General features: G+C 62.8%; 12 protein-coding genes. 10 read left to right on the top strand and 2 right to left on the bottom strand.

The features are described from left to right. Positions 1 to 167: 167 nt before the first annotated feature. The 9 genes from ACYQ1P_RS06950 to ACYQ1P_RS06910 all read left to right on the top strand — a co-directional run bounded on the left by ACYQ1P_RS06950 (position 168) and on the right by ACYQ1P_RS06910 (position 7,939). Entirely contained in the window at positions 168 to 602 is a 435-nt protein-coding gene (locus tag ACYQ1P_RS06950; protein ID WP_460019613.1) for an SxtJ family membrane protein, read from the top strand. A 14-nt stretch (positions 603 to 616) separates the two neighbouring features. Beyond that, entirely contained in the window at positions 617 to 766 is a 150-nt protein-coding gene (locus tag ACYQ1P_RS06945; RefSeq protein WP_460019604.1) for a DUF5989 family protein, read from the top strand. A gap of 12 nt (positions 767 to 778) precedes the next feature. After that, complete coding sequence (locus ACYQ1P_RS06940) at positions 779 to 2,617, top strand: carbamoyltransferase family protein (protein ID WP_460019605.1); 1,839 nt, start codon at positions 779 to 781, stop codon at positions 2,615 to 2,617. An 81-nt stretch (positions 2,618 to 2,698) separates the two neighbouring features. Next, positions 2,699 to 3,844, top strand: coding sequence for an aminotransferase class I/II-fold pyridoxal phosphate-dependent enzyme (locus ACYQ1P_RS06935; RefSeq protein WP_460019612.1), 1,146 nt, complete (start codon positions 2,699 to 2,701; stop codon positions 3,842 to 3,844). Next, positions 3,841 to 4,470, top strand: a complete 630-nt coding sequence (locus tag ACYQ1P_RS06930) for an acetyltransferase (protein WP_460019611.1) — start codon at positions 3,841 to 3,843, stop codon at positions 4,468 to 4,470. The genes ACYQ1P_RS06935 and ACYQ1P_RS06930 overlap by 4 nt, the downstream gene beginning before the upstream one ends. Before the next feature lie 4 nt (positions 4,471 to 4,474). Beyond that, entirely contained in the window at positions 4,475 to 5,527 is a 1,053-nt protein-coding gene (locus ACYQ1P_RS06925) for a nucleotidyltransferase family protein (protein WP_460019610.1), read from the top strand. Further along, entirely contained in the window at positions 5,524 to 6,423 is a 900-nt protein-coding gene (locus ACYQ1P_RS06920) for a Gfo/Idh/MocA family protein (protein ID WP_460019609.1), read from the top strand. The genes ACYQ1P_RS06925 and ACYQ1P_RS06920 overlap by 4 nt, the downstream gene beginning before the upstream one ends. Further along, positions 6,420 to 7,127, top strand: a complete 708-nt coding sequence (locus ACYQ1P_RS06915) for an acylneuraminate cytidylyltransferase family protein (protein ID WP_460019608.1) — start codon at positions 6,420 to 6,422, stop codon at positions 7,125 to 7,127. The genes ACYQ1P_RS06920 and ACYQ1P_RS06915 overlap by 4 nt, the downstream gene beginning before the upstream one ends. Then, complete coding sequence (locus ACYQ1P_RS06910) at positions 7,124 to 7,939, top strand: SDR family oxidoreductase (RefSeq protein ID WP_460019607.1); 816 nt, start codon at positions 7,124 to 7,126, stop codon at positions 7,937 to 7,939. The genes ACYQ1P_RS06915 and ACYQ1P_RS06910 overlap by 4 nt, the downstream gene beginning before the upstream one ends. A 4-nt stretch (positions 7,940 to 7,943) precedes the next feature. On the opposite strand, the gene ACYQ1P_RS06905 is transcribed toward ACYQ1P_RS06910, so the two are convergent. After that, complete coding sequence (locus ACYQ1P_RS06905; protein WP_460019606.1) at positions 7,944 to 9,581, bottom strand: heparinase II/III family protein; 1,638 nt, start codon at positions 9,579 to 9,581, stop codon at positions 7,944 to 7,946. Positions 9,582 to 9,664: 83 nt separating this feature from the next. Beyond that, the gene (locus tag ACYQ1P_RS06900) at positions 9,665 to 11,503 is read right to left on the bottom strand and encodes a carbamoyltransferase family protein (protein ID WP_460019605.1); all 1,839 of its coding nucleotides are present in this window, start codon (positions 11,501 to 11,503) and stop codon (positions 9,665 to 9,667) included. A 107-nt stretch (positions 11,504 to 11,610) separates the two neighbouring features. Between ACYQ1P_RS06900 and ACYQ1P_RS06895 the strand changes: the two genes are divergently transcribed. Next, positions 11,611 to 12,556 (top strand): IS630 family transposase gene (locus ACYQ1P_RS06895; RefSeq protein ID WP_460018340.1). Its coding sequence is split into 2 segments (ribosomal slippage): positions 11,611 to 11,949 and positions 11,951 to 12,556, totalling 945 coding nucleotides; the frame shifts between segments, so codons are not numbered across the junction.

Genomic DNA, 12,556 nt, shown 5'->3' with positions numbered 1-12,556 from the left:
GATAATGCCGCGCCACCGGGGTGGCGTAAAGTCCAATGGTCAGCGACCCCACCCAGAAATAGCCCCGAAGAGACAGCGTATTCCCCTTAAGCCTTTACTCCGCTGATGCGAAATAGTACACAGCGCGGATAGGCCCACCGAGAACCCTTTGGACCCAGGAACGCAACATGGCCAGGGAAAGAAATTTCCATGAATCCCTTGCCCGGCATGACCACGTTCAGGGCAGTTCTGATCGCTCATTCGGCCTTGTCTTTGCGATCTTCTTCACTGTTATCGCTTTATTGCCCCTGATCGGGGGCGGCCAACCGCGTCTCTGGGCGCTGGGAATTGGAGCCGGTTTTCTGATCGCGGCGTTGACGATTCCCAGGATTCTGGCCCCCCTCAATCGGCTGTGGTACAAATTCGGGCAGTTCTTGCATGGCATTGTCAACCCGATCATCATGGGTTTGATTTTTTTCACCACGGTGACGCCCATTGGCCTACTGATGCGCTTGTTCGGAAAGGATCCACTGCACCGCAGACCGGACCCGGCGCGCGTCAGCTACTGGATCCTCCGGGATCCTCCGGGGCCTGACCCGGCCACGCTGACCAAGCAATTCTGACTGGAATAGTGATCATGAGTTTTCTGAGCGAACTGTGGGATTTTCTGAAATCCCGAAAGAAATTCTGGCTGCTGCCAATCATCGTCATGATGGCGGTATTCGGCGGATTGCTGATTGTCAGTCAAGGGTCTGCGGTGGCCCCCTTCATCTACACCATCTTCTAGGGATTCCCTTGGATGCGCATCCTGGGCCTTTCCGCCTATTATCACGATAGCGCCGCCGTCCTGGTTGAGGACGGACGCATCGTCGCGGCGGCCCAGGAGGAACGCTTCACCCGCAAGAAGCACGATGCCGGATTTCCACACCAAGCCATCACTTATTGCCTGGAGGAGGCGGGGCTTTCTCTCGGCGAGGTGGATTTTGTCGCCTTCTATGACAAGCCGTTTCTGAAATTTGAGCGGTTACTGGAGACCTACCTGTCCTTCGCCCCGCGCGGGTTCGCCTCGTTTCGTATGGCGATGCCCGTCTGGCTGCGAGAGAAGTTGTTCCAAAAGGACCTGTTGGGCAAGGAGTGCAAAAAGTTCGACCCGAATTTCGATTGGGCGCATCGGCTGCTGTTCAGTGAGCATCACCTGAGCCACGCGGCGGCGGCTTTCTATCCCTCACCCTTCGAGGAGGCCTTGGTGCTGACTATGGACGGGGTCGGCGAATGGGCCACGACTTCGGTCGCCATCGGTCGCGGCAACGACCTGAAAGTGATCAAGGAGCTGCACTTTCCTCATTCCCTGGGTCTGCTCTATTCGGCCTTCACCTATTACACGGGATTCCGGGTCAACTCCGGCGAGTACAAGGTGATGGGTCTGGCTCCCTATGGCGAGCCGAAGTACGCGGACCTGATTCTCGACAAACTCATCGACGTCAAGGAGGACGGCAGTTTTCGTCTGGACCAGAACTATTTCGACTATTGCACCGGATTGCGCATGACCAACCGGCGGTTTGACGCGCTATTCGGGCGTCCGGCACGCCAACCGGACAAGGAGCCGCTGGAGCAGTTTCACATGGACATTGCGGCGTCCATTCAACGGGTGACCGAACAAGTGGTGTTGCGCCTGACCCGAGCCCTTGCCACCGAATACAACATCCCCAATCTCTGCATGGCCGGGGGCGTGGCCCTGAACTGTGTCGCCAACGGCCATGTCCTGCGCGACGGGGCCTTCGCCGACCTGTGGATTCAACCCGCCGCAGGAGATGCCGGTGGGGCTCTGGGAGCCGCCCTGGCCGCCTATCACCTGCACAAGGGTCAGCCGCGCCGGGTTTCCGGCTCCGGCGATGCCATGCGGGGTTCTTATCTAGGGCCGCAATTCGCCCAGACGGATATTGAAACTCGGCTGACCGCTGCCGGGGCGCATTTCGAAGTGCTGGACGAGGAACCGCTGCTGGATGCCACGGCGCGCGCTCTGGCCGATGAACAGGCGGTGGGCTGGATGCAGGGCCGCATGGAATTCGGCCCGCGCGCCTTAGGCGGGCGCTCCATCCTCGGTGACCCGCGTTCGGCAAGCATGCAGAAAACCTTGAATCTCAAGGTCAAATACCGGGAAAGCTTCCGACCTTTTGCGCCCTCGGTACTGCGGGAGGATGTGGCGGACTGGTTCGACCTGGACGGGGATTCCCCCTACATGTTGCTGGTCGATACGGTCAAAAAGGACCGCCGACGGGAAATGACGGCAGACGAGCAGGCACTGTTTGGCATCGACAAGCTGAACGTGCCGCGTTCGGACATTCCGGCGGTCACCCACGTGGACTATTCGGCGCGCATTCAGACGGTGCACGCCGAGACGCATCCTCGTTATCACGCCCTGTTGACCCGCTTCAAGGAACTGACCGGCGTTCCGTTGCTGGTCAATACCTCCTTCAACGTGCGCGGCGAACCCATTGTCTGCACGCCAGAGGATGCCTTTCGTTGCTTCATGGGCACCGATCTCGACCTGCTGGTGGTCGGTAACTGCCTGCTCCGCAAGACCGAGCAGGACCCCGCCCTGCGCCGCGACTACAAGGACGCCTTCGATCTGGATTGATCGGTCTTGCTCCTCTGGGGTCATCCGCCGATAATCGGGAAACGGGTCGGGAGTCTCCGCCCCTGCAACAGGAGCCGTGCCGTGATTCCGCTCGCCATTCCCAATCTTTCGGGCCGAGAGGCGCAGTATCTGCAAGACTGCATCGCCAGTGGCTTCGTCTCTTCCGTTGGGCCTTTTGTCAGCCGCCTGGAAGATTTGACCGCCGCCGCCGCCGGATCTTCCCACGCTGTCGCCACCGCCTCGGGGACGGCCGGACTGCATGTGGCGCTGACCGCCGTCGGCGTGCAACCGGGAGATCTGGTGATTCTGTCCAGCTACACCTTTATCGCCAGCGCCAACGCCATTCACCAATGCGGGGCCACGCCCTGGTTGATGGATATCGGGGCGGACAGCCTGACCCTCGACCCCAACCTGTTGGCCCGCGAACTGGCCGTTCATACGAAAACCGACCAAGGCCAACTGATCCACAAGCCGAGCGGCAAACGGGTGGCGGCCCTGATGCCGGTGCACGCCCTCGGTCAACCGGCGGACATGGATGCTCTGGTGGAATTGGCCCGCGCCCACGGACTGCCGGTGGTGGCCGATGGCGCGGCGGCCCTGGGGGCCTTGTACAAGGACCGATTCCTGGGCGAGATGGGGGCCGATCTCTCCGTCGTCTCGTTCAACGGCAACAAGACCTTCACCGCTGGCGGCGGCGGCATGGTGCTGGGCGATGATCAGGCCCTGATGACCAAAGTCCGGCACCTGAGCACCACCGCGCGAGTGGGTACCGGCTATGACCACGACATGCCGGGCTTCAACTACCGGATGACCAATGTGCAAGCTGCCGTGGGCTGTGCCCAGGTGGAACGGCTGGGTGAGTTCCTCGGAGCCAAGCGCCGCGTGCAGGCCAATTACGACCTTCTCCTTCCGGCGGCCACCGGTTTGCGGGTCCTGCCTTGCCCGGAACAGGTGGAAAGCGCCTGCTGGCTGTCCGCCCTGCTGCTCGATCCGGCGCGTCATCCAGATGGCGACCGGGTCCGCGCCGCCCTGCGCGAACGGGATATCGCGAGTCGTCCATTCTGGAAACCCATGCATCTGCAAAAACCCTATGCCGACGCACCGCGCAGCCCCATGGCGGTCAGCGACGGAATGTGGCAGCTTGTGCTCACCCTGCCCTGTTCGACGGATCTTTCGGAGGAGTCGCAACAGGACGTCATCAAAGCGGTAATGGAGGTATTGGCATGAATAAGTACGTAGTGGTCGTCGGTGCCGGCGGTCATGCCAAAGTGGTGGTGGATACGCTGCGCTTGTTGGGGGACAAGGTGGTGGCGCTGCTCGACAGCAACAAGGATCTTCGCGGCTCGTTCCTGATGGGACATCGGATCATCGGCGGCGACGAAATGCTCGACGACATTACCAGCGCCGGGGTGCTGACCGCCATCGGTGTCAGCTCCATCACCATCCGCCGCAAACTGTTTTACATGACCCAGGCCAAGGGCTTTCGCAATCTGTCGCTGATTCATCCCACGGCGGTGCTGTCGCGCACGGCGAACCTGTCCGAAGGCTGTCAGGTGATGGCCCGCGCGGTCATTCAGACCGGGGCGCGTATCGGGCTCAATTCCATCGTTAATACCGGAGCCATCGTCGATCACGATTCGGTGGTCTGCGATCACGCCCATATCGGACCGGGAGCAGTGCTGGCCCATATGGTTTCGGTCGGCGCGGAAACCCTGATCGGGGCCGGGGCGACCATTCTGCCCGGTGTCCGCATCGGCGAAAACTGCCGGGTCGGGGCCGGGGCAACGGTGGTCAGCGACGTGCCCGCCGGAACCACCGTGGTCGGCAATCCCGCGGCCCCCGTGGACAACTGATCCCTTGGAAAAGCACTGGAAAAACACCCTGACGCCGCACACGGCCAGTCTCGGCGAGGCGATCCGCGTGCTCGAAACCAGTGCGTTGCAAATCTGTCTGGTGCTTGATGACGATGCACGATTGATCGGCACCCTGACCGATGGCGATATCCGGCGCGGCATCCTGCGTGGCAAGGGCCTGGATGCGCCGGTGACCGACGTAATCTGCTCGACGCCGCTGGTCTGGGACCCGGACGGGGACCCGGTGGAATTGCTGCAACTGATGTCCGAACGCAGCATTCGTCAGGTCCCGCTGGTCGACAGTCAGGGTCATGTGGTCGGCTTGAGCATACGGGAGGAACTGGTCACTCCCCGTCCCTTGCCCAACTGGGTGGTGGTAATGGCCGGGGGCCTGGGCATGCGTTTGCGCCCCCTGACCGAAACCACGCCCAAGCCGTTGCTCAAGGTCGGCCCGAAGCCACTGTTGGAAAGCATCATCGGGGCCTTCGCCGAGCAGAATTTTCAGAACATTTTCCTTTCGGTCAATTATCTGGCCGATAAGATCCGCGCCTATTGCGGCGACGGGCACCAGTGGGGCGTTCAAATCGACTATCTGGAGGAACAGGATAAACTGGGCACCGCCGGGGCTCTCGGCCTGCTCCCCGCGCCGCCGACCCGTCCGATTATCGTGATGAACGGGGATGTGCTGACCAAGGTGAATTTCCGCAGCCTGTTGGAGTATCATCAGGAACAAAAGGCCATGGCGACGGTCTGCGTGCGCGAGTACGACGTCCAGGTGCCGTTCGGCGTAGTCCAGCTCGATGCCCAGCGCATTACTCAAATTGTCGAAAAGCCGGTGCATTCGTTTTTCGTCAATGGCGGTATCTATGTGTTGGAGCCGGAACTGGTCGCCCGCATCCCCCCCGGCCAACCTCTCGACATGCCGACCCTGCTGGAAGAGGCCATCGCGCGGGGCGAGCATGTGGCCGCCTTTCCGGTGCGTGAATATTGGCTGGACGTGGGCCGGGTGGATGACTTCCTGCAAGCCGAGGCGGAATATCACGAGGTCTTCAAATGAGCCGCGCCCTGGTGGTGGGGCATGGGGCCATCGGGGCCCGCCATGCCCGGCTGCTGGCGGCACGCGGCCTGGAGGTCGCGGTGGTCAGCCGTCGGCCCGGAGTTTTCGATCGGCAATTCACCACTTTGAGCGAGGGCCTGTCCGGCTGGCAACCGGACTTGCTGGTGATCGCCAGTCGCACCGATGAACATCTTTCGGACCTGACTCAAGCCGCCGAGGCTGGGTTCAGGGGGCGTGTGCTGGTGGAGAAACCGTTTCTTCATGCCCCGGCAACGCTGCCCGGGCATCGCTTCGCCGATTTGCGGATCGGTTATAATTTGCGCTTTCATCCGGTCATTCAGGGACTGCGCCGCTGGCTCGACGGACTGTCGGTGTTTGGCTGTCAGTTTCATGTGGGCCAATATCTGCCCGACTGGCGACCGCAGCGGGATTACCGGGACGGCTATTCGGCCCGCCGGGAGCAGGGCGGCGGCGTGTTGCGCGACCTGAGTCACGAACTGGATCTGCTGCTGTGGCTGTTCGGTCCCTGGCGGCGGGTCACGGCGCTTGGCGGACAGGTCAGCGACCTGGACATTGACAGCGACGATCTGGTCACCCTGCTGGTGGAAACGGAACGCTGTCCGGTGGTCTCCGTGCATCTGAATTACCTGGACCAGCCAGCCCGACGGAACATTTTGATGCAGACCTCGGAAGGCACTCTTGAGGCGGATTTGATCGCCGGGACCCTTGCCGGAACCCGCTTCGAGCTGGAACGGGACAGCACCTATGCGGCGTTGCACGAGGATGTCCTGAGCGGCGGCGGGCTGGCCTGCGATCAGGCCCAGGGACTCGCCGTCACGCACTTGATCGCCGCCGCCGAGCGCGCCTTGAGCGAAAGGAGCTGGGTCGCCCCATGAAACGCCTGTGCAGCATCTGCGCCCGCGCCGGAAGCAAGGGCGTGCATAACAAAAACCTCCGCATGCTCGAAGGCCGCCCGCTGATCGCCCATACCCTGGAACAGGCCTTGGAGTCCGGCCTGTTCGACGATGTGGCGGTGAGCAGCGACAGTTGGGCAATCCTCAAAATGGCGCAAATCTGGGGGGCGACCCAACTGGTGGCGCGTCCCGACGAACTGGCCAGCGACACGGCGGGCAAACTGCCGAGCATCCGCCATTGCGCGGAGATCGTCGAAGGCCGCCACGACACGCCGTTCGACACCTTCGTCGATCTGGACGCCACCTCGCCGCTGCGCCTGGCCTCGGATATCCGGGCCGCCGTCGAACAGCTCGAATCCGGGCCCGGCGGCAATCTGATCAGCGGCACCCCGGCCCGGCGCTCCCCCTATTTCAATCTGGTCGAGCCGGACGCCCAGGGCTTCGTGCATCTCTCCAAGACTCCCGATGGAGCCCTGGTCCGACGCCAGGACGCGCCAATTTGTTATGATCTCAACGCCTCGATCTATGTTTGGACCCACGAATCCATGTTCCGCGACGATTCGCGGGTGATTCGCGACGATACCCGGCTGTACGTGATGCCCGAGGAACGCTCGGTGGATATCGACACGGAGCTGGATTTCCGACTGGTCGAAAGCCTGTTTCGCGAAAGGATGTCCCGCCCATGAGCCCGGCCGAATCTGCCCTTGATCGTTTTCGGCTCGACGGACGGGTCGCCCTGGTCACCGGCGGGGCGGGCATTCTCGGACAGCGGTTCTGTCACGGGCTGGCCGGGGCCGGGGCGCGGGTGGTGGTCGCCGATTTGGACCATGCGGCCGCCCGGGCGGTGGCCGAGGGGATTCCCGGTGCCCTGGCCCTGCCCCTGGATGTGAGCGACCCGGACTCGGTACGCGAGACGGTGGCCCGGGCAGTGGATCATTTCGGCGCCATTCATCTGCTGCTCAACAACGCGGCGACCAAATCCCGCAGCCTCGACGCCTTTCTGGCCCCGTTCGAGGATTACAGCCTGGAGACCTGGCGCGAGGTCATGGCGGTCAATATCGACGGCATGTTCCTGATGGCCCAGGCGGTGGGCCGCCATATGCTGTCCCGGGGCGGCGGCGGTTCGATCATTCAGACGGCCTCCATCTACGGCATCTCGGCCCCCGACCAGCGCATCTATGCCGGATCGGAATATCTGGGGCGACCGATCAACACCCCGGCCGTCTATGCGGCCTCGAAAGCGGCGGTGATCGGCCTGTCGCAATATCTGGCCACCTATTGGGCCAAGGACGGCATTCGGGTCAACTCTCTGGTGCCAGGCGGTGTGGACAGCGGTCAGAACGCCGCCTTCAAGGCCGCCTATGCGGCACGGACGCCCCTGGGACGCATGGCCGAGGCCGAGGAAATCGTCGGGGCGGTGCTCTATCTGGCCTCCGATGCCGCCAGCTACGTGACCGGCCAGACCCTGACCGTGGATGGCGGCTGGACGGCCTGGTAGACGCCTATTTGCCGCCGATTTTATGCATGCGCCATTTCAGCCGCACCCCCTGACCGCGCAGCAGGCCGCTGACGACGATCTGTTGGCTGTGGTGGCTGTCGCCCCGGGAGTCCATGTACAGGCTGTCCTCCAGGGTCACCGGGCCGCCGTTGGCCAGAAACCGCCAGCCCGCCCCGCGCGGCATTTTCAGCAACGCCGCCTGTCCGCCCTCGACCAATGAAACCTGAACTTTCGGATGCAGATGAAAGCGCAGGGCGAAGCGTTCGCCGCCCGGCCCCTCCAACAGGTCCTCGCCGCGCAGGTCGTCGCCATCGGCGGAGAGGTAGAGCATCCGGTGATGGGTCAGCTCGAACACCGCCTCGTAGCCGTCGTGGGAGGCTTCGACCAGGGTGCAGCGATCCTGCTGATGGTGTCGCGAGGGCACCAGATCCGGGCGCCGCTGGCCGAGACCGCCACCCGCCACCAGTTCCGACGAATTGGTGTCATCGACCACCAGGGTGCTATGGGCGGCGCTGGCTCGCAGCACATGATTCCACGGATTTTCCGGTTGCGGATGGGCCCCGCAATTGACCACCAGACGGTTTTTTCCCGTCGTCATCTCGAACGACAGGGTGCCCGCATGGGCCGCCCGGTCGGCCCCCGGCGGCGGTGGCGGCCCGGCGTCCAGGACGATGCAGGTGCGACCGGCGGTGAGACGATGAAATCCGCTGTGTGGCGCATGGGCCATGGGGCGGCCGCGCACATCGGCCTGGGCCAGCACGGCGGCGATTTCGTCGGCGTCGCGCTCGGTGCCGCCATTGAAACGGGCCAGGGTGCCATCCCCGAGAAGGGCGCCGCGCAGCGCCGGCGTGGCCCGATCAATGCCCCGTTGCACGGCGGCGGGGACTTCCGTCTGAAAGGCAATCAGCGCGGCACGAATTTCGATCAGATGTTGCAGCACCTCAAACAAGGCCGCCGGGGAACGCTCCAGATGACCGCCGTCGGGCAGAATCTGCCGCGCCACCTCCTGTTCCAGCAAGGCCAGCCCGGTTTCCAGAAAATTCTGCCGCGACAGGGTCAGACCGGCCAGGATCAACCCCTTGGCGCAGGCAAAGGCCCCCCGCCCGGTGGCTGAGCTGGCGGCCACCCGTCGCAGGTGGCGCACCTGACGCCCGATGCAGGCCAACAACAGGCCGGGAAATTCCGCCGCCGCGCCGGACACCAGATATTCGTAGGACATCAGCCAGTTGGCCAGCCGTGCCCCGACCACTTCCGGTCGCCAGGCATAGGGATCATAGCGCCCGTGATGGGTCACCCAGACCTCGATCAGGCCGCGCGCCACCGTCCGTCCGCGCCCACTGCCCAGGGCACGCAAGTCGCGCAGCCAGCCGAATTGATGGCAGGCCTGGGCGGCGCTGCGATGGTCCGGATCGGTCGGCCAGGGCCCGGTGGTCAGGGGGACCGACGGACCGCCGGTCAGCGGCAGAATGCCGTTCAGCAGTTCCTGACCGCGCGCCGGATCGCCAAACCAGGGATCAGGCGGCAGCAGTTCCAGGGTCGTCGGCACACGGGTGCCCAACGTCCACTGATAAAGAAACGATTGATACAACCGATCCCACAAACGGGGTCCCTGCGGGGTATGATCCGGGTTCAGGAGCGGCACGGGCGCAACAATCTCCAACGACCGAGAGGAAGGATCAGAGGTAACAGGTTCGCCGGATTCTGGCAACTGTAGGGCTGAGTCCCTCAATCCAGATCGAAGGCGTCCTTGTAGTCGCGGCGCAGGGCGGGGTCCTGCTCGGTCTTGCGGAGCAGGCAGTTACCGACCACCAGCAGGTCGAGATCGGTGCCCATGAAGCAACGAAAGGCATCCTCTGGCGTGCAGACAATGGGTTCGCCGCGCACGTTGAAGGAGGTATTGACCAGCAACGGAACGCCGGTCAGTTCCTTGAAGCGGGTCAACAGGGCGTGATAACGAGGATGCGTCTCGGCGTGCACCGTCTGAATGCGCGCCGAATAGTCCACGTGGGTGACCGCCGGAATGTCCGAACGCGGCACGTTCAGCTTGTCGATGCCAAACAGTGCCTGCTCGTCTGCCGTCATTTCCCGTCGGCGGTCCTTTTTGACCGTATCGACCAGCAACATGTAGGGGGAATCCCCGTCCAGGTCGAACCAGTCCGCCACATCCTCCCGCAGTACCGAGGGCGCAAAAGGTCGGAAGCTTTCCCGGTATTTGACCTTGAGATTCAAGGTTTTCTGCATGCTTGCCGAACGCGGGTCACCGAGGATGGAGCGCCCGCCTAAGGCGCGCGGGCCGAATTCCATGCGGCCCTGCATCCAGCCCACCGCCTGTTCATCGGCCAGAGCGCGCGCCGTGGCATCCAGCAGCGGTTCCTCGTCCAGCACTTCGAAATGCGCCCCGGCAGCGGTCAGCCGAGTTTCAATATCCGTCTGGGCGAATTGCGGCCCTAGATAAGAACCCCGCATGGCATCGCCGGAGCCGGAAACCCGGCGCGGCTGACCCTTGTGCAGGTGATAGGCGGCCAGGGCGGCTCCCAGAGCCCCACCGGCATCTCCTGCGGCGGGTTGAATCCACAGGTCGGCGAAGGCCCCGTCGCGCAGGACATGGCCGTTGGCGACACAGTTCAGGGCCACGCCCCCGGCCATGCAGAGATTGGGGATGTTGTATTCGGTGGCAAGGGCTCGGGTCAGGCGCAACACCACTTGTTCGGTCACCCGTTGAATGGACGCCGCAATGTCCATGTGAAACTGCTCCAGCGGCTCCTTGTCCGGTTGGCGTGCCGGACGCCCGAATAGCGCGTCAAACCGCCGGTTGGTCATGCGCAATCCGGTGCAATAGTCGAAATAGTTCTGGTCCAGACGAAAACTGCCGTCCTCCTTGACGTCGATGAGTTTGTCGAGAATCAGGTCCGCGTACTTCGGCTCGCCATAGGGAGCCAGACCCATCACCTTGTACTCGCCGGAGTTGACCCGGAATCCCGTGTAATAGGTGAAGGCCGAATAGAGCAGACCCAGGGAATGAGGAAAGTGCAGCTCCTTGATCACTTTCAGGTCGTTGCCGCGACCGATGGCGACCGAAGTCGTGGCCCATTCGCCGACCCCGTCCATAGTCAGCACCAAGGCCTCCTCGAAGGGTGAGGGATAGAAAGCCGCCGCCGCGTGGCTCAGGTGATGCTCACTGAACAGCAGCCGATGCGCCCAATCGAAATTCGGGTCGAACTTTTTGCACTCCTTGCCCAACAGGTCCTTTTGGAACAACTTCTCTCGCAGCCAGACGGGCATCGCCATACGAAACGAGGCGAACCCGCGCGGGGCGAAGGACAGGTAGGTCTCCAGTAACCGCTCAAATTTCAGAAACGGCTTGTCATAGAAGGCGACAAAATCCACCTCGCCGAGAGAAAGCCCCGCCTCCTCCAGGCAATAAGTGATGGCTTGGTGTGGAAATCCGGCATCGTGCTTCTTGCGGGTGAAGCGTTCCTCCTGGGCCGCCGCGACGATGCGTCCGTCCTCAACCAGGACGGCGGCGCTATCGTGATAATAGGCGGAAAGGCCCAGGATGCGCATCCAAGGGAATCCCTAGAGCGGGATGAAGCCGGAGTGAATCGAAAGGGGATTCCCAAAGTCTCGCAATTCTGATTCAACATACTGGCTGGAAAAGGAGGCCAGTATGGATGACGAAACCCTATTCGAACGATCTCCGCGAGCGTGTGGTCGCCGCCGTTGAGGAAGGCGGCCTCTCTCGGCACCAGGCCGCGGCGCGGTTTGCCGTTGGTGTCAGTTCGGTCATCCGCTGGGTGACCCGTTTCCGCGAGACGGGCAGTGTTGCGCCCGACAAGATGGGAGGGAACCGGCCGAAGACAATCCGAGGAGAACACCGTGATTGGCTTATCCAGCGGTGCAAGGAGAAGGACTTCACGTTGCGTGGGTTGGTGGCGGAACTGGCCGAGCGCAAGGTGATGGTCGACTACCGCAGCGTCTGGGAATTCGTGCATGCCGAAAAACTGAGTTTCAAAAAAAAGCGTCCTTCCCAGGGAACAGGATCGGCCCGACGTGGCGCGTAAGCGTGAACAGTGGAAGGCGTATCAGGACCGGGTGGCCATTGATCGCCTAGTCTTCATCGACGAAACCTGGACCAAGACCAACATGGCGCCGCTCCGGGGATGGGCGCCGGTCGGCCAAAGGCTCGACGCCAAGGTGCCGTATGGCCACTGGAAAACCATGACCTTCCTCGCCGCGCTCCGCCACGACCGCATTGAGGCGCCCTGGGTTCTCGACGGGCCGATCAATGGCGAACGCTTCCGGGTCTATGTCGAGAAGGTGCTCATCCCCACCCTCAAGCCCGGCGATATCGTGGTCATGGACAATCTCGGCAGCCACAAGGGCGAAGCCATCCGCCGCCTCATCCGAGGCGCGGGTGCCAAGCTGTTCTTCCTGCCGAAATACTCCCCCGACCTGAACCCCATCGAGCAGGTCTTTGCCAAACTCAAGCATCTGCTGCGCAAGGAGGCCGCGCGCACCGTCGATGCGCTCTGCGAGGCCATCGGAAGGCTACTCGATGCCTTCCCGCCGCAGGAATGCGCCAACCTCGTCAGAAACGCCGGATATGGACCAACCTAA

The organism is Magnetospira thiophila (genome assembly GCF_054657015.1).
The sequence above is the reverse complement of the archived record's forward strand: the minus strand, read 5'-3'. Positions and strand labels throughout refer to the sequence as shown.

Coding starts and splice junctions, on each gene's coding strand:
- ACYQ1P_RS06950 (WP_460019613.1), top strand. CDS start 168: ATGGCCAGGGAAAGAAATTTCCATGAATCCCTTGCCCGGCATGACCAC.
- ACYQ1P_RS06945 (WP_460019604.1), top strand. CDS start 617: ATGAGTTTTCTGAGCGAACTGTGGGATTTTCTGAAATCCCGAAAGAAA.
- ACYQ1P_RS06940 (WP_460019605.1), top strand. CDS start 779: ATGCGCATCCTGGGCCTTTCCGCCTATTATCACGATAGCGCCGCCGTC.
- ACYQ1P_RS06930 (WP_460019611.1), top strand. CDS start 3,841: ATGAATAAGTACGTAGTGGTCGTCGGTGCCGGCGGTCATGCCAAAGTG.
- ACYQ1P_RS06920 (WP_460019609.1), top strand. CDS start 5,524: ATGAGCCGCGCCCTGGTGGTGGGGCATGGGGCCATCGGGGCCCGCCAT.
- ACYQ1P_RS06915 (WP_460019608.1), top strand. CDS start 6,420: ATGAAACGCCTGTGCAGCATCTGCGCCCGCGCCGGAAGCAAGGGCGTG.
- ACYQ1P_RS06910 (WP_460019607.1), top strand. CDS start 7,124: ATGAGCCCGGCCGAATCTGCCCTTGATCGTTTTCGGCTCGACGGACGG.
- ACYQ1P_RS06900 (WP_460019605.1), bottom strand. CDS start 11,503: ATGCGCATCCTGGGCCTTTCCGCCTATTATCACGATAGCGCCGCCGTC.